Raw genomic sequence first — 16138 nt, forward strand, 5'->3', positions numbered from 1 at the left:
CGACAAGGCCGGCGCACCGGCCTGGCGGCACCTGCCGTCCTGGTTCGTCTATCCCGAGCTGGACTTCAACATCCCGCCGGCCGCCCACCGGTTCATGGCCGAGCGGGCCGGCGCCCGCGAGCGGGTGGAGATCGCGGGCGCCTCGCACGCCCTGCCCGCCTCCCAGCCCGCCGCCGTCGCCGACGTCATCCTCAACGCCGTCAAAGCCGTCGCGTGACCGGCGGTCACGTGCTCATGTGCCTTTCCTAGCCGTCGCGTGACCGGCGGTCACGTGCTCATGTGCCTTTCCTTGTTCCTCCAGTCGCTGGGGGACATGCCATAGACGGCACGGAAGGCACCGCTGAAGTGGGCGGCGTTGACGAAGCCCCAGCGTTGAGCGACGGCGGAGATGGTCTGGGTGACCCCGCCGCGGTGGCTCAGCTCGCGGCCGCACTCTTCCAGGCGGCGTTGCTGGATCCAGCGGCTGAGTGTGGTGTCCTCGCCGGCCCACAACTTGTAGAGGTAGCGCACGGAAATGCGGTGCGCCGCGGCGATCCTCTCAGGCGACAGGCCGGGGTCGGCGAGGTGCTGGTTGACGTAGAGCCGGATCCGCCGGACGAAGGCGTCGGCCGCGCGGTCGATCCCGTCGTCGGCCGGCGGCGCGGTCCGGTCGGTGATCAGAGTGGCCAGGAGATCGCGCACGTGACCTCCCAGTCGTTCACCGACTTTCGCCGGGTAGCCGCCGGCCGAGGTGGCGAGGCGGCACAGGAAGGGCGAGACCATCGCGGCGAGGCCGTCGTGGGGGCGGATGGCGGTGGCGACGAGCTGTCGCAGGTCCTGATCAGGGACGGCCAGGATTCGGCGGGGCAGTTGCAGGATGTGGATGCGGGCGCGTTCGGGGTGGTCGAGGATGTATGGCCGGGTGGTGTCATAGAGCACCAGGTCACCAGGTGTCATCTCGGCGGTGCGGGCGTCCTGGGTGAGGGTGGCGCGACCGGCGGCCTGGACGCCGACGGCGATGAGCTCCGGTGTGGTGCGGGTGATGAGTTCGGGGGTGCGCCTGACCGTTTCCGGCTCGGCTTCGATGGTGGAGACCTGCAGGTAGCCGCACCGGTCCGTGGAGATGGTGCCAGAGAACGATCCGGCGTCTCGGGGAGTGACCCTCATCGGGACGAGGGCGCGGGCGACGGCGTCGTTCCAGTAGGTGACTTTGTCGGACACCGAGACGGAAGCGGTGTCGAGGAGCAGGCTCATCTGTCTTCCTGAGATGTACGTTCGAATGGCGCGGCTGCCCGACGAACGTACGACGGCCGGAACGGGTCCGGCGTCAGTCATGTGACTACGCCGGCCCCGGTCGGCGCCGCGACAGCACGCCGCCCAGCTCCGAACGGGAGGTGATCCCGAGCTTGGGGAAGATCCGGTAGAGATGTGCGCCGATCGTCCGGTGCGACACGTACAGGCGCTGGCTGATCTCCTTGTTGGTCAGGCCCTCGGCGACGAGCTGAGCGATCTGCAGCTCCTGGGGCGTCAGCCGGTCCGAGACCTCCTCGACGCGCGGCCGGCTGCTCTCGCCCGCCGCGCGCAGTTCCTGACGCGCCCGCTCGCTCCATGGCAGCACGCCCAGGGCGTCGAAGGCGTCCCTGGCGATGCGCAGAGGTTGCCTGGAGTCCGCCACGCGGTGGTTTCTGCGCAGCCAGCGGCCATGGGCCAGCTGGGCGCGGGCTCGGGCCAGCGGGTACCAGGACAGGTCGGCGGCCAGCGAGGCCTGGTGCAGCGCCTCCGCCTCGCCGCTCTCCGCGAGCACGGCCCGCGCGTGCCGCAGCCCGGCGTGCAGCGAGGGCGACGGAGTGATCAGCGCCGCCTCCTCCATCTCGGCGAGGACGTCACGCATGGCGGCCCCCTGACCGCTGTGTGCGGCGGCCTCGGCGAGATCGGCCAGCGTGTGGCAGCGCAGCGCGAGCTGGTACGCCGGATCGGCGGGATCGTGTACCCGGCGCAGGTGGTCGTAGGCTTCGGCGTACCGTCCCGCGCAGAGCGCGGCGAGCCCGCGGGCGATCTGGACCGTCGCCAGGACCGGCCGGGCGCCGACCGGCAGGCTCACGCGTTCGGCCTCGCCCGCCAGCGAGTACGCGCGTTCGTCCTCCCCTCGCAGGCCCGCCACCTGGGCTTCGATCGCCCGCGCCATGCCGTAGAGATAGGGCTGGGAGGTCTCCGTGGCGAGCTCGGCGGCCTCCGCCGCGGCGGAACCGGCCACCTGCAGGTATCCGAGCTGGGCGGCGCTCCACGCCTGTGCGGCCAGGGCGCGGGTGACCAGCTGCAGCCTGCCCTCGGCGCGCAGGCCGTCCAGGGAAGCGGCCGAGAGCCGCCGGCCCACGTCGAACGTGCCCACCAGCACCGAGGCGCTGCCCAGGAGCCGGGTCGCCTCCGGGTCGGCACCCGCCGCGGCGTCCAGCCGGCGCAGGCCGTCGATGACGACGCCGCCGCGCTCGATGGGGGCCGCGTAGGCGAGGATGGCCAGCAGGCGAGGGTCGGACGCGTCGAGGGGCAGCGACTCGGCGACATCGACGACCCGCTGCCGCGCCTGGCTCCCGGGTTCGGACCAGAAGCAGCGCAGCGCGCCGCTCCAGAGGATCCGCACGGCCAGATCGACGTCACCGTCCGCGGCGACCTGCTCGGCGAGCGAGGCGAGGACGGGCGCGCTGACGCGGGCCCCGTGCATGCCGTCGTCGAAGCTGCCCCGGATCCACACCGCGCGCGCTCTCTGCTGGGGTGAGAGGGCCAGCGGCTCCGTCCGGGCCAGCAGCCGGGCGACGGTGTCCTGGCGGCCGAGTTCGACGGCGAGCGTCGCGGCCCGCAGCAGCCGGTCGGCTCTGCGCTCCTGGTTCTGGCTCAGCTCCGCGCCACGTTCCAGCGCGGCGGCCGCCGCCACGACGTCGCCGCGGCGTCGCGCCCGTGCCGCCATCGATTCCAGCTGTACGGCCAGGGCTTCGTCGGGCCTCTGGGCGGCGGCCGCGCGGTGCCAGACCGCCCTGTCATCGCCCTCGCCCAGCACCTGGGCCAGCGCGGCATGGGCCCGCCGGCGGTCCGCCGTGGTCGCGGCTTGGTAGACGGCCGAGCGCATGAGCGGGTGCCGGAAGTGCGCGACGGGCCCGTCCGCCTTGAGCAGCCGTGCGGTGATCGCCGGGGCCAGCGTGTCCGCTCCCACGGATTCGCCGGCGATCAGCTCGGCGGCGGCGGACGACTCCGCGAGCACGTCGCTGTCGTTGAGCGCGGCGATCAGCAGCAAGGCGCGGGTGCTAGCCGGCAGATCGGGCAGCCGGGAGGCGAACGCCTGCTGCAGCCGTGCCGTCAGCGGCAGGTGGTCAAGGTTCCGGCTGTGCTCGGGTGCGAGGGTGGCCAGCTCGATCAGGGCCAAGGGGTTGCCCGACGCCGCCTTGAGCAGCCGTTGCCGCGCCTCCTGGGTCAGGTCGGGCGCGTGCGCGGCGAGCAGGGCCGCCGCCGCGTCGTCGGCCAGCGGCTCGAGGGCGATTTCCGGCAACCCCACGTCGTCCAGCCGGGACGGACTCTCCTCTCGAACGGCGGCCAGCAGGACCACCGGTTCGGCGTCCAGTCGCCGCGCGACGAAGGCGAGCACGTCGGCGCTGGACCGGTCGATCCAGTGGCCGTCCTCGACGACGATCAGGACGGGCGTCGTGGCGGCGACCTCGGCCAGCAGGTTGAGCGACGCCAGAGCGATCAGGAACAGGTCGGGCGCCGCCGCGTCGTTCATGCCGAAGGCCACCCGGAGGGCCTGCCGCTGCGGGCCGGGCAGGCGGTCGAGGAGCGAGCGCACGGGGTGCAGCAGGCTCTGCAGCGCGGCGAAGGGCAGATGGGTCTCCGACTCGACGCCGCAGGCGCCCAGGATCCGCATGCCGCGGGCCGCGGCCACCGCCGACGCCTCCGCCAGCAGCGCCGATTTGCCGACCCCCGCCTCGCCGCGCACGATCAGGGCGGCGCCGCTCCGACCGACGTGCTCGATCAGCCCTCGCAGGTGCTCCACCTGCGAGTTCCGGCCGAACAGTCGCGTCATCGTCACGACAGTCATAATCCAGGATGCCCCTGGTCACCGTCGAGGCCAGGGGCCGCGCGGGTCAGGAGGCGATGTCCTTGATCAGCTCGATGAGCCTGACCCGCTCCTCGTGGGTCCTGCCGAGCGGTGAAACGTTCAGCGTGGTCACGCCCGACTCCTTCATGGCCTGGACCCGGTCGCGCACGAAGCCCTCGCTGCCGATGAGCGACATCTTCTCCAGCAGCTCGTTCGGCACCAGCGCCGCGGCCTCGTCCTTCTTGCCCTCGAGGTAGAGGTCCTGGATCTGCTCGGCCTCCTTCTCGTAGCCGTAGCGCCGGGCGAGGTCGTTGTAGAAGTTCTTGCCCTTGGCGCCCATGCCACCGATGTAGAGCGCCGCCATCGGCCGCCCGAACTCCAGCAGGCCCGCCACGTCGTCGCCGACGGCCAGCGACGCCTGCGCGATCACGTCGAGCCCGCCCAGCTCGGGTGCCCGCCTGGCCTTGCCGGCGGCCAGGGAGGCGCCCCACACGTCGGCCGCCTTCTCCGGCAGGTAGAAGATCGGCTCCCAGCCCTCGGCCAGCTCGGCGGCCAGCTCGACGTTCTTCGGCCCGATGGCGGCGACGACGATCGGGATGCGGGGCCGTACCGGGTGGTTGATGATCTTGAGCGGCTTGCCGAGCCCGGTGCCCTGGCCCGGGGGCAGCGGCATCGTGTAGTGCCTGCCCTCGTACTGCAACCGCTCGCGCCGCCACACCTGGCGGCAGATCTCGATGACCTCCCGCGTGCGGCCCAGCGGAGCGGTGTACGGCACGCCGTGGAAGCCCTCGATCACCTGCGGGCCCGAGGCGCCGAGGCCCAGCGTGAAGCGCCCGTCGGAGACGTAGTCCATGCCCGCGGCGGTCATGGCGAGCAGAGCCGGGGTGCGCGAGTAGATCGGCAGGATGCCGGAGGCGATCTCGAGCCGCTCGGTCCTGGCCGCGATGTAGCCCATCTGGCTGACCGCGTCGAAGCTGTAGGCCTCGGCCACGAAGACGATGTCGAGGCCGGCCTTCTCGTAGTCGCCCAGTTCGGCGACCGTCTCCTTGAAGCCACCCGAGTAGTTGAGTGCCATACCGATGCGCATGCCGGGCTCCCGAGACCGCGAAGACAACAGAATGATGTTCCGTTCTATGGACGTGCAACAGGTTAGCGTGTCGGCGCGCCGGCCAGCGACCGGCTAGCCTGTTCGGGTGCTGAGGGGCCTGGTGATCGTCATGTCCGTGGTGGTGACCGCGGTCCTGGCCGGGCACCGGCTGATCCCGGCGTTCGGCGGTTTCACGGCCGTGATGGAGAGCCTGCTGCCCTGGCTCGGGCTGGCGGTGCCGTTCCTGCTGCTGGTGGCGGCGGTGGCCCGGTCCCGCGTGGCCGCCGCGGCGGCGGCGGTGCCGGGGCTGGTGTGGGCGGCCATGTTCGGCTCGACGCTGCTGCGGAAGCCGCCCGGTGGCGGCGGCGACCTGTCGGCGGGCACGGTGAACGTCGGCGTGCGCAACAGCGCCTCGGGTGAGGCGGTGCGCGTGGTCGCCGAGGAGCTCGACCTGCTGGCGGCGCAGGAGCTCACCCCCGGCGGTCCGGCGGCCAGGCAGCTCAACAAGATGTTCAAGCACCGCTACACGGTCAGCACCGTCGGCCTGTGGAGCCGCTATCCGATCAGCGACACCGAGCCGCTCGACGTCGGCCTGGGCTGGCCGCGCGCGCTGCGGGCGGTGGTGTCCACGCCGGCGGGCGACGTCACGGTGTACGTGATGCACCTGGCCTCGGCCCGGCCCGGCCACACGGCCTCGCGCGACGACTCGCTGGCCCACGCGCGCCGGTTCGTGGTCGCCGACCGGAGCCGGCGGATCCTCCTTCTCGGTGACCTCAACACCGCCACGACCGATCGCGGCATGGACGGCCTGATACCGCCGCTGGCCGACGCGCAGCGGGAGGCGGGCGACGGGTTCGGCTTCACCTGGCCGGCCTCGTTCCCGATCACCCGCCCCGACCACATCCTGTTCAAGGGGATGAGGGCGACCGAGGCGCGCGTGGCCCCGGCGACGGGCAGCGACCACCGCGCCGCTGTCGCGTCATTCCGGCTGTAGGCCCCGGCCAGCGGTGTCGAGCAGGGCCAGGTCCTCGGGGGTGTCGATGTCGGCGGGGTCGCCGAGCCCGTCGCACGGCACCTCGGCGACCAGCTCGGGGTGCGCCCTCATGAACGCCCTGGCGCCCACGTCGCCCACCGCCAGCTCGGCCACCTCGGCGAAGTCGCCCCGCGAGAGCAGGACGGGGTTGCGGCGCCGCCCGGCGTACGTGGCGACGGCCAGCCGCGCGCCGCTGGAGATCAGCGCGCGCACCGCCTCGGGCCGGACGAGCGGCTGGTCCACCAGCGCGACCACCACCGCCTCCGCCTCCTCCGGCAGCGCGGCCAGTCCGACCCGCAGCGAGGAGCCCATGCCGGACGCCCAGCCGGGGTTGCGCACGATCACGGCCCCGCGCACCTGCACGGTCACCGCGCCCAGCACGACCACCACCGGATGGCAGCCGCCCTCCTCCAGCAGCCTCACCCCGCGGTCGACCAGCCGCTCGCCCTCGTACTCGACCAGCGCCTTGGGCGTGCCGAGCCGGGCGCCCTGACCGGCGGCGAGCAGCAGCCCCGCCACGCGTGATCCTCTCATGTCCCCTCTTCCACCCCCTCGTGGTGGATGCGGCCGCTGGTCCGCGACAGCGGCCTTCCCGAGCCGCCCCAGCGCAGCTGGATCAGCTCGGCGGCGATCGACACCGCGGTCTCCTCGGGGGTACGGGCGCCCAGGTCGAGGCCGATGGGCGAGCGCAGCCGGGCCAGCTCGTCCGGCGACAGGCCGGCCTCGCGCAGCCGGGCCAGCCGGTCGTCGTGGGTGCGGCGCGAGCCCATCGCGCCCACGTAGCCGGCGCCGGTGCGCAGCGCCACCTCCAGCAGCGGCACGTCGAACTTGGGGTCGTGGGTCAGCACGCAGATCACCGTGCGCTCGTCCACCCGCACCGACGCCAGGTAGTCGTGCGGCCACTTGACCACGACCTCGTCGGCCTCCGGGAAGCGCTTGGGGGTGGCGAATACGGGCCGGGCGTCGCAGACGGTCACGTGGTAGCCGAGGAACTTGCCCAGCCGCGCCACCGCGGCGGCGAAGTCGATCGCGCCGAACACCAGCATGCGCGGCGGCGGCGCGAACGAGTGGACGAACACCGCCAGGTCGTCCAGCCGCCGCTCCCCCTCCGGGCCGTAACGCCTGATCCCGGTCACGCCCTGCGCCAGCATGCCGCGGGCGTCGTCGTCCACGGCCTCGTCGAGCCGGTCCAGGCCGAGCGTGCCGGAGGAGCGGCCGGGCCAGATCACCCGGCGGGCGCCGAGCGGGCCGGGCCCGGAGACGATGGTGGCGACGGCGACGGGCTCGTGCTCGTCCACGGAACGGGCGATGTCGCCGAGCTCGGGGAAGGTCTCCGCGGAGACCGGCTCAACAAGGATGTCGATGATGCCGCCGCAGGTCAGGCCGACGGCGAACGCGTCGTCGTCCGTCACGCCGTACCTCTGCAGGACGGGCCCGTCGATCTCGGCGGCCAGCTCGAACACCGCGCCCTCGACGCACCCGCCCGACACGCTGCCGACCACCTCGTCGCCGCGCACCGCCATGGCCGCCCCCGGCGGCCGGGGCGCGCTGCTGAACGTGCTCACCACCGTCGCCAGCCCGAATCTGAGGCCCGCGGTCCACCACCGCGTGATCTCCGGCAGCACGTCACGCATGGGCGAGCCTCTCGCTGAGTTCCTGGTAGGCGGCCAGGCTGTGCCCGGCCACGAGTTCGTCGAGGTACGGCAGGGCGGCCCGCATGCCGCCGGTCAGCGGCTGGTAGTCCTCGTACCCCTTGTGCGGGTTGACCCAGATCATCCGGTACGCCTGCCGCGCCAGCCTGGCCACCTGAGTCCCCAGCAGGTGGGGGTCGCCCCGCTCCCATCCGTCCGAGGCGATCACCACGATGGCCCCGCGCGCGCTCTGCCCGGTGAGGTACTCCCTGAGCTCCTCGCCCAGCCTGGTGCCCCCACTCCAGTCGGGGATGGCCCTGGACACCTCGTTCAGCGCGGTGCCGGGGTCGCGGTGGCGCAGCTCGGCGGTGACGGAGGTGAGCCGGGTGCCGATCGAGTAGACGCGGGTGGCCCTCGGCTCGCTCCTGACCAGGGCGTGCGCGAACCTCAGCAGCGTCTCGGCGTACGGCGCCATCGACCCGGAGACGTCCACGAACAGCACGACCCGGCGCGGCCTGGTGGTGTGCGCCTTGTGCCGGAGCCTCGCCACCTCGCCCTTCCTGAGCGCCTCGCGGATGGTGCGCCGCTGATCCAGCCTGCTCTTGGTGGCCGGGACGAAGCGCCGCGAGCGCCGCTGCGCGCGCCCGCACCTCAGCATCGACAGCATCCGGTGCACCTCCTCCCGCTCGGCCTCGGTGAGCCTGGCCACGTCGCGGTGCCTGAGCAGCTCGGCGCGGCTGGCGGCGGCGGGCACGGTGTCCCCCTCCTCGCCCGGCTCCTCCTCGCCCGGCGTGGCGGTGTGCCGGGTCACGGCCGTCGCGCCGGAGCGCCCGCCGGCGGCCGCTCTCCGGCCGCCGAAGTACGCCGCGAAGCACCGGTCGTACCTGGGGAGGTCGTCGGGTGTGGCGCAGAGGGTGAGCCGGCCGGCCCAGTAGACCTCGCGCGGGTCGGTGACGTCGAGGTGGTCGAGGGCCCTGAGCAGGTTCTGGGTGCGCTCGTGGTCGGCGCCGACGCCCGCGGCCCGCAGCGTCCTGGCGAAGCCGGTGACGGTGGCGGCCAGCTCATCCATCGCGGAGCAGCCCCTTGGCCAGGACGTTCTCGACGTCCTCCCGGTACTTGAGCGCGGCGCCCAGCGTGGCGGCGGCCCGGTCGGGGTCGAGCTCCGCGGCGCCGAGCGTGAGCAGCGCCTCGGTCCAGTCGAGCGTCTCGGCCACGCCGGGCGGCTTGACCAGGTCGGCCTGCCGCAGCCGCTCGGCCGCCCTGGCCACCTGTACGGCCAGCGTCTCGGTGCAGTCGGGCAGGCGGCGCATGAGGATGGCCACCTCCCGGTCGAAGCTGGGGTGCTCCAGCCAGTGGTAGAGGCAGCGCCGCTTGAGCGCGTCGTGGACCTCCCGCGTCCGGTTGGAGGTCACCACGACCACGGGCGGCGTCTCGGCCCTGACGGTGCCCAGCTCCGGGATGGAGATCGTGAAGTCGGAGAGCACCTCCAGCAGGAACGCCTCGAACTCGTCGTCGGCCCGGTCGATCTCGTCCACGAGCAGCACGCTCGGCTGGGTCTCCAGCGCCTTCAGCAGCGGCCGCGCGATGAGGAAGCGCCGGTCGTAGATCTCCCCTTCGAGCCTGCTCACGTCGGTGACGCCGGCCGCCTCGGCCGCCTTCAGGTGGAGGAGCTGCCGGGCGAAGTCCCAGTCGTAGAGTGCCTGCGCGGCGTCGAGCCCCTCGTAGCACTGCAGCCGGATCAGCGGCGCCTCCAGCAGCTCGGCCAGCGTCTTGGCCAGCTCGGTCTTGCCGACGCCCGCCTCCCCTTCGAGGAACAGCGGGCGCCCCATCCGCAGCGCCAGGAACGCGGCCGTGGCCAGCCCCTCGCCCGCCAGATAGGCGTGCCGGTCCAGCAGCTCGACCAGCTTCCCCGGCGACTCGATGTCGATCGTCCTGATTGTCCGCCGCAGCACGCTTTCAGGCTACGCGCCCGCGGCACCGGACGATATTCGGCACGGCATCCGGCACGGCATTCGACGGGCGGAACCTGGGACGTCCGGCGGGGTCAGCGGTCCTCGCCGGCCTCGCCGCGTTCGTGGATCAGGGCCGCGAGCTCGGCCGTGGCGCGGCGGGCCAGGGCCTTCTCGGAGCCCTGGATGCCCATCGCGCCGATGGTGCGGCCGTCGGAGAAGTCGAGCCGGGGCCAGGGGTCGCCGACCAGGAGCGTGATGTCGAGGACCTCCGGCCAGGTGTAGCGGTGGGTGCGGACGGCGTTGACGATCGTGATGCCCTCCTCGTCCGCCTCGACCCGCACCCGCCCGAGCAGGTGCAGGACGAACGCGACGAGGCAGCCGAAGAGCACGATGGCGATCCGGTCGGGCAGCTTGAACGGCTCCGCGATGAAGATCGCCATCACGACGGACCCGAGCACGATGAGCACGGCGAAGCCGTACGCGACGATCCTGCCCCGGCGCGGACGCCAGGTGACGGGCAGCGGCGGTGCGGGCACGGGCTCAGGCATGATCGGAAACCTATCTCAGGTCAGTCGAGGTCCCTCAGGAGGAGGGCGGTCTCCAGGGCGGCCACCGTCGACTCGTAGCCCTTGTCCTCCTTGCTGCCCGGCACGCCCGAGCGGTCGACCGCCTGGTCGAGGGTCTCGCAGGTGAGCACGCCGTTGCCGACCGGGGTCGACTCGTCGAGCGAGACGCGGGTGAGCCCGGACGTCACCGAGTCGCAGACGTAGTCGAAGTGCGCCGTCTCACCGCGGATCACCGCGCCCAGCGCCACCACCGCGTCGCAGCGGCGGGCCAGCGCCTGGGCGACCACCGGGATCTCCAGCGACCCCGCCACCCGCACCACCGTCGCCGTGGCGCCACTGTCGTCGCACGCCTGCAGCGCCCGTGCCAGCAACTGGTCGGTGATCTTGGCGTGCCAGCTCGCGGCCACGACGCCGACCGTCAGGCCCTCCGCGTCCGGTGCCGCCGGCGCGGGACGTCCTTCCCCGCTCATGAAGCCTCCGAGATGTCGTGGCCGAGGCGGTCGCGCTTGGCCTTGAGGTAACGCTCGTTGTGGGGGTTCATCGCCACGGGCATCGGCTCCCGGCCGAGCACCTTGATGCCGTAGCCGTCCATGCCCTTGAGCTTGGCCGGGTTGTTGGTGAGCAGCCGCACCGACTTGACGCCGAGGTCGGCCAGGATCTGCCCGGCGTTGGAGAACTCGCGCGCGTCGACCGGCAGCCCGAGCTCCAGGTTGGCCTCGACGGTGTCGCTGCCGTTGTCCTGCAGGCTGTAGGCCTTCAGCTTGGCCAGCAGGCCGATGCCCCGGCCCTCGTGGCCGCGCAGGTAGACGACCACGCCGCGGCCCTCCGCGGCGATGGTGGCCATCGCGTGGTCGAGCTGGGCGCCGCAGTCGCAGCGCAGCGAGCCGAACACGTCGCCGGTCAGGCACTCGGAGTGGGCGCGGACGAGCACGTTCTCGCCGCCGGTCAGGTCGCCGTAGACGAGCGCGACGTGCTCGCCGCCGTCGAGCCCGCTGGCGTAGCCGTACGCCCGCCACATCCCGTACGCCGTGGGCACGTTGGTCGCGGCGACCCGCGTGACCATGCTCTCGGTCCTGCGCCGGTGGTCGACGAGCTGCTCGATGGAGATCAGCGCGAGGTCGTGCTGGTCGGCGAAGGCGCGCAGCTCCGGCAGCCTGGCCATGGTGCCGTCGTCGTTGACGACCTCCGCCAGCACGCCGGCCGGTGACAGGCCGGCGAGACGGGCCAGGTCGACCGCGGCCTCGGTGTGGCCGCGCCGGGCCAGCACGCCGCCCTCGTGGTAGCGCAGCGGGAAGATGTGGCCCGGCCGGACGAGCTCGTACGGCTCGGTCGCGGAGTCGGCGAGCGCGCGGATCGTCCTGGCGCGGTCGGCGGCGGAGATGCCGGTGGTCACGCCGTCGCGGGCGTCCACGCTGATCGTGTACGCGGTGCGCATGCGCTCCTTGTTCTGGAACACCATGAGCGGCAGGCCGAGCCGGTCGAGCTCCTTGCCCTCCATCGGGACGCAGATGACGCCGCTGGTGTGCCTGATCGTGAACGTCAGCAGCTCGGGAGTGGCCCGGGACGCGGCGAAGATGATGTCGCCCTCGTTCTCGCGGTTCTCGTCGTCCACCACCACGACGGCCCTGCCCGCGCGGATGTCGGCGATGGCGCGCTCGACCTGGTCGAACCTGATCTCCGTCAACGCCACCGCCACCGTGCCCGGCGCCGCCTGCCGGGACCTGTATTCCTTGAGCCACTTCGCGAACCCGATCAGCACGAGCACGAAGAACACCCCGTACACGGTGCCGGACACGACGAGGCCCGAGCTGAACGCCAGCGGCACGCCCACCAGGTCGACGGCCACCCACACGATCCAGAAGTCGACCAGCGCCCTGCCCTGAGCCCAGGTGGCGACCGCGCTGCCGACGAAGATGTAGGCGTCGGCGGCCACCAGGAAGGCGCCCTTCGGCAGTGGCACGTGCGCGCCCCACGACAGGCCGGTGACGTAGAACAGCAGCCCCACCAGGGCGGTGCCCGCCAGCATGACGCCGATCAGTCCGGCCCGCTCCCACCGTCGCGCGGGGCGGACGGGGAGGGAGCCGCCGTCCTGGGTGCCGCGCCGCCAGGCCCACCAGCCGTAGATCGCCAGCCCGGCGAACATGGCCTGCTTGAGCGCGTTGCCGGTGAGGCCGGCGGTGACGGAGGCGATGAACAGCAGGACCGCGCCGGTGAACTGCACCGGCCAGGTCCAGATCGACTTGCGCATCGCCAGCAGGACGGTGGTCAGCGCGGCGACGTTGCCGATCAGGTCCGTCCAGAGCACGTGGGTGCCGAACACGTTGAATCCGGCGTTGGCCCAGTTCACTGTCTGACCACCAGCCTTTCGACATACTTCGCGATCACGTCGACCTCGATGTTGACGACGTCGCCCGGCCGGCGCTCGCCCATCGTGGTCAGCTTCAGCGTGGTGGGGATGAGGCTCACGCCGAAGCCGTCTTCGTCAACCGTGGTGACCGTCAGGCTGATTCCGTCGATGGCGATCGAGCCCTTCTCCGCCACGTACCGGCTGAGCGGCCCGGGCAGGGAGAAGCGCAGGTCGTCCCAGTTCGCGCCGGACTCGCGGGACAGCAGCACGGCTGTGCCGTCCACGTGGCCCTGGACGATGTGGCCGCCGAGCCGCTGGTCCGCGCGGACGGCCCGCTCCAGGTTGACGGCCGAGCCCTCCTCCAGAGCGCCGAGGGAGCTGCGGTCGAGCGACTCCCTGATCACGTCCACCGTGAACACGTCGCCCTCGACCTCCACGACGGTCAGGCAGACGCCGTTGACGGCGATGGAGTCGCCGTGGGCGGCGTCGGAGGTGACGACGGGGCCGCGCACGGACAGCCGCGCGGAGTCGCCGACCGGCACGATGGCCGTGACGTGCCCTTTTTCCTCGATGATTCCGGTGAACATCACACTTCCTCGCTGGGGTGGAGCGGCAGGGGGCGGGCGGTCAGCCGCAGGTCCGGGCCGACCGGGGAGACGTCGTCGAAGGCCAGCCGGTGCACGGCGGCGATGGTCGCCACCCCGGCGTCGCCGAGCGCCGCGGCGCCGGACCCGAGCAGCGCCGGGGCGACGTAGGCCACGACGCGGTCGACCAGGCCGTGCTTGAGGAAGGCGCCCGCCAGGGTGGGGCCGCCTTCGAGGAACACGCTGACCACGCCGCGCCGGGCCAGCTCGCCCAGCAGCCGGGGCAGGTCGAGGCCGCCGTCCGGGTGGCGGGGGACACGCAGCAGCTCGGCCTGGAGGTCGGTGGCGGTGTCGTCGGCCGTGGCGATGAGGGTCGGCGCCTCGCCGTCCAGCACCCTGGCGGCGGGCGGCGTCCTCGCGTCGGGATCGACGACCACCCGGAGCACGGACCGTACCCCTGCCACTCCCCCGGGATTCTCCTCACCGGAGGCGGCAGGCTGGGGGCGGGCGGTGAGGCGGGGATCGTCGGCCAGCACGGTGCCGATGCCCGCCACGACGGCGTCGGCGCGGGCCCGCAGCCGGTGGACGTCGGCCCTGGCCTCGGGCGAGGTGATCCACTGGCTGGTGCCGTCGGCGGCGGCCGACCGGCCGTCCAGGGTGGCGGCGAACTTCCACGTCACGTGCGGCCTGCCGAGCCGGGCGAACGTCAGCCACTCGGCGTTGACCCGCTCGGCCTCCCGGGCGAGAACCCCCGTCTCCACGGCCACCCCGTGCGCCCGTAGCCGCCCGGCCCCTCCGGCGGCCTTCGGGGTGGGGTCGGTGACGGCGATCACCACACGGGCGACGCCCGCGGCGAGCAGCGCCTCGCTGCAGGGCCCGGTGCGCCCGGTGTGGTCGCAGGGCTCCAGCGTCACGTACGCCGTGCCGCCGCGCGCCCGCTCACCCGCCTGCCGCAGCGCGACGACCTCGGCGTGCGGCCCTCCGGCGTAGGCGTGGAAGCCCTCGCCTGCGACGTCACCGGCGGCGTCGAGGACGACGCAGCCGACGACGGGGTTGGGGCTGGTGGTGCCGTGCCCGCGCGCGGCCAGCTCGACGGCCCGCGCCATGTGCGCCGCGTCCACGTCACGCGCGGGGCGCGCGATGTCCTGGGCCGGTGTCTCCACCCCGGGCCTCCTCCTGCCGTCGGCTCGTAGCCGTGGCGGGCCCCGGGGGATGTGACGATGCGCGCATGCGCATCACAGAGGCGCCCGGCCGACGCCGGACACCCGCGCGCTTCCTCCCATCCGGACTTTGACCGTCGGTCCCGGAATTCCACCGGGTCAACCGGCCGATGGCATCGGCCGGGTCGCGGACTGTAACCGCCGGTTCGGAGTTTCACCGACCCCGGAGCACGCTAGCTCTGTTCGCGTACCAGTTTGCCATGCCCGAAAAGGCACTCGCGAGCGACCCCCACTATCGCAACCAAGCGGTCGCTTGGTCAACAGATGGCGGGGGCTCAGGCGGCCATGATGCGGCGGGCCCGGCGGGCCGCGGGGCTGTAGCGCACCTGGGAGGGCACCAGCCCGAGGCCGGTGTGGAGCGTCCGCAGCGTGGCCGTCGCCCACAGGTCGCCGACGGGCGTGGCGGGCAGCCCGTACAGCCTCCGGGCCCAGCGCGGCAGCGTGGCGAAGGCGAGCAGCGTGAGCGCGGGCATGGCGGGCTTGAGCGGCGTGAGGATCAGCGGCAGGGGCGCGTTGAACGACAGGCGCAGGGGGTGGGCCGCCTCGGGGACGAAGCGGAGCCCGGGACGCTGCGCCTGGATGTAGTCGCGCATCTCCCCCACGCTGCCGGGAACCGCGTCCGGGGCGAGCCCGACGACCTCGGCGGCCCGCTGCCACTCCGCGACGAACCTGTCGGCCTCCTCGTCCGTGACCCGGACCCCGCCCCGGCGCGCGACCGACAGGTAGGAGTCCACCTCGCCGACGTGAACCCAGAGGAGCGCCTCCGGGTCGTCCAGGCGGAAGTCCTCGCCCGTGTCGGGGTCGTACGCGGTCAGGCGGGCGTGGATCCTGCGGACCCGGCGCCCCGCCCGCTCCACCTCCGCGCGCGTCCCGTACGTCCTGACCCGGACGAAATCGGTCGTCCGGACGAACCTCGACCAGGCCTCGGCGGGGTCCATGAGCGAGGAGTGCTGGAGGACGCCGCGCATCGCCCGAGGGTGCAGACCCTGCATGAGCAGCGCCCGCAGACCGCCGACAAGGAGGATCGGCTCACCCATGACCCGCCACGTCACCGACTCGGGTCCGAACAGCCCGTGGTCCGTCGTCATAAGTAGTCAATTACCCGGTGTGGACGCGTTCCATGTCCCGGTCCACCCCCTCCTGCGACTGGAGGAGGCGGGCTCCTCCTCCGGGCCGCCCCCGGCGCCTGGAGGCAGGAGGTGGCGGGCTCCCGACGCGGCGAGACTCGACGGACGTAGGCGGCAGAGCGCGGGAACGCGCGACGTCGGTGGCAGACCGCGGCTACGAGCGACCTGGGCGGCGGGCCGCGGACCGGACGACGGCCCGGAGACCCAGGCGGCACGCGACGACGGCCAGGCAGCGACGGTTCGGCGGGAAAGGACGGCATCAGTGACCGCAGAGGAGCATGGGCAGGAGTCCGGATCACCTGACAGGGACGTCTCCGGGGGCGGGTCCGGGAGCGCCTCTGGGAGCACGTCCAGGAGCGCCTCCGGGAGCGCCTCCGGGGGCGGGTCCCGGAGCGCGTCCGGGAGCGTCGCAGGCGACGGCGGGTCGGTGGGCGCGCCGGGCGGGCGGAGCGAAGGCGGGAGGCGGCGATCGGGAAGGCGGGCGTTCTTCCGGCTGACCGCCGTCGCGGCCGGCGCGATCGGGGCCGG

At 73.1% G+C, this 16138-nt stretch carries 16 protein-coding genes, 1 pseudogene and 1 riboswitch; of the genes and pseudogenes, 3 read left to right on the plus strand and 14 right to left on the minus strand.

Features of this window, described 5'->3' with window-relative positions; genetic code table 11:
* The coding region (locus tag DQW85_RS03815) for an alpha/beta fold hydrolase (RefSeq protein WP_240196901.1) at positions 1 to 217 on the plus strand (217 nt) is incomplete at its 5' end.
* Between the two features lie 50 nt (positions 218 to 267).
* Here the strand turns inward: DQW85_RS03815 and DQW85_RS03820 are convergent.
* The 3 genes from DQW85_RS03820 to DQW85_RS03830 form a co-directional block, all read right to left on the minus strand.
* The gene (locus DQW85_RS03820) at positions 268 to 1233 is read right to left on the minus strand and encodes an AraC-like ligand-binding domain-containing protein (RefSeq protein ID WP_113699032.1); all 966 of its coding nucleotides are present in this window, start codon (positions 1231 to 1233) and stop codon (positions 268 to 270) included.
* Between the two features lie 85 nt (positions 1234 to 1318).
* The gene (locus DQW85_RS03825; RefSeq protein ID WP_240196905.1) at positions 1319 to 4048 is read right to left on the minus strand and encodes a helix-turn-helix transcriptional regulator; all 2730 of its coding nucleotides are present in this window, start codon (positions 4046 to 4048) and stop codon (positions 1319 to 1321) included.
* A 61-nt stretch (positions 4049 to 4109) separates the two neighbouring features.
* Positions 4110 to 5150 (minus strand): LLM class F420-dependent oxidoreductase, encoded by a 1041-nt coding sequence (locus DQW85_RS03830; RefSeq protein ID WP_113699034.1) that lies wholly within the window; start codon positions 5148 to 5150, stop codon positions 4110 to 4112.
* A gap of 106 nt (positions 5151 to 5256) precedes the next feature.
* Between DQW85_RS03830 and DQW85_RS03835 the strand changes: the two genes are divergently transcribed.
* Positions 5257 to 6144 (plus strand): endonuclease/exonuclease/phosphatase family protein, encoded by an 888-nt coding sequence (locus DQW85_RS03835; RefSeq protein ID WP_240196902.1) that lies wholly within the window; start codon positions 5257 to 5259, stop codon positions 6142 to 6144.
* Here DQW85_RS03835 and DQW85_RS03840 read toward each other — a convergent pair.
* The 11 genes and pseudogenes from DQW85_RS03840 to DQW85_RS03885 form a co-directional block, all read right to left on the minus strand.
* Positions 6130 to 6717, minus strand: coding sequence for a nucleotidyltransferase family protein (locus DQW85_RS03840; RefSeq protein ID WP_113699035.1), 588 nt, complete (start codon positions 6715 to 6717; stop codon positions 6130 to 6132). The two genes, DQW85_RS03835 and DQW85_RS03840, sit on opposite strands and share 15 nt — an antisense overlap.
* Positions 6714 to 7817, minus strand: coding sequence for an XdhC family protein (locus DQW85_RS03845; RefSeq protein ID WP_113699036.1), 1104 nt, complete (start codon positions 7815 to 7817; stop codon positions 6714 to 6716). The genes DQW85_RS03840 and DQW85_RS03845 overlap by 4 nt, the downstream gene beginning before the upstream one ends.
* On the minus strand, positions 7810 to 8883 hold the full coding sequence (locus tag DQW85_RS03850) for a vWA domain-containing protein (RefSeq protein ID WP_113699037.1): 1074 nt from the start codon (positions 8881 to 8883) through the stop codon (positions 7810 to 7812). The genes DQW85_RS03845 and DQW85_RS03850 overlap by 8 nt, the downstream gene beginning before the upstream one ends.
* On the minus strand, positions 8876 to 9766 hold the full coding sequence (locus DQW85_RS03855; protein ID WP_240196903.1) for an AAA family ATPase: 891 nt from the start codon (positions 9764 to 9766) through the stop codon (positions 8876 to 8878). Before DQW85_RS03855 ends, DQW85_RS03850 begins: the two co-directional genes overlap by 8 nt.
* Before the next feature lie 92 nt (positions 9767 to 9858).
* Positions 9859 to 10314: a PH domain-containing protein gene (locus DQW85_RS03860; RefSeq protein ID WP_113699038.1), complete on the minus strand. Its 456-nt coding sequence runs from the start codon at positions 10312 to 10314 to the stop codon at positions 9859 to 9861.
* Positions 10315 to 10334: 20 nt separating this feature from the next.
* Positions 10335 to 10802, minus strand: a complete 468-nt coding sequence (gene ribH / locus DQW85_RS03865; RefSeq protein ID WP_113699039.1) for a 6,7-dimethyl-8-ribityllumazine synthase — start codon at positions 10800 to 10802, stop codon at positions 10335 to 10337.
* Positions 10799 to 12028, minus strand: a complete 1230-nt coding sequence (locus DQW85_RS45625; RefSeq protein WP_420819144.1) for a bifunctional 3,4-dihydroxy-2-butanone-4-phosphate synthase/GTP cyclohydrolase II — start codon at positions 12026 to 12028, stop codon at positions 10799 to 10801. Before DQW85_RS45625 ends, ribH begins: the two co-directional genes overlap by 4 nt.
* A 9-nt stretch (positions 12029 to 12037) precedes the next feature.
* A pseudogene (locus DQW85_RS45630) lies at positions 12038 to 12679 on the minus strand (nicotinamide mononucleotide transporter family protein); the annotation flags it as partial.
* Positions 12676 to 13266 (minus strand): riboflavin synthase, encoded by a 591-nt coding sequence (locus tag DQW85_RS03875; protein ID WP_113699041.1) that lies wholly within the window; start codon positions 13264 to 13266, stop codon positions 12676 to 12678. The pseudogene DQW85_RS45630 and the gene DQW85_RS03875, both read right to left, overlap by 4 nt.
* Complete coding sequence (ribD, locus tag DQW85_RS03880) at positions 13266 to 14426, minus strand: bifunctional diaminohydroxyphosphoribosylaminopyrimidine deaminase/5-amino-6-(5-phosphoribosylamino)uracil reductase RibD (protein WP_240196904.1); 1161 nt, start codon at positions 14424 to 14426, stop codon at positions 13266 to 13268. Before ribD ends, DQW85_RS03875 begins: the two co-directional genes overlap by 1 nt.
* 102 nt (positions 14427 to 14528) lie before the next feature.
* Positions 14529 to 14659: riboswitch (FMN riboswitch) on the minus strand.
* Positions 14660 to 14758: 99 nt separating this feature from the next.
* On the minus strand, positions 14759 to 15571 hold the full coding sequence (locus tag DQW85_RS03885) for an oxygenase MpaB family protein (protein ID WP_113699042.1): 813 nt from the start codon (positions 15569 to 15571) through the stop codon (positions 14759 to 14761).
* Between the two features lie 301 nt (positions 15572 to 15872).
* On the opposite strand from DQW85_RS03885, the gene DQW85_RS45635 reads away from it, so the two are divergent.
* The coding region (locus DQW85_RS45635; protein ID WP_205314863.1) for a hypothetical protein at positions 15873 to 16138 on the plus strand (266 nt) is incomplete at its 3' end.

This window comes from Nonomuraea lactucae (assembly GCF_003313395.1).
GTDB classification, from domain to species: domain Bacteria; phylum Actinomycetota; class Actinomycetes; order Streptosporangiales; family Streptosporangiaceae; genus Nonomuraea; species Nonomuraea lactucae.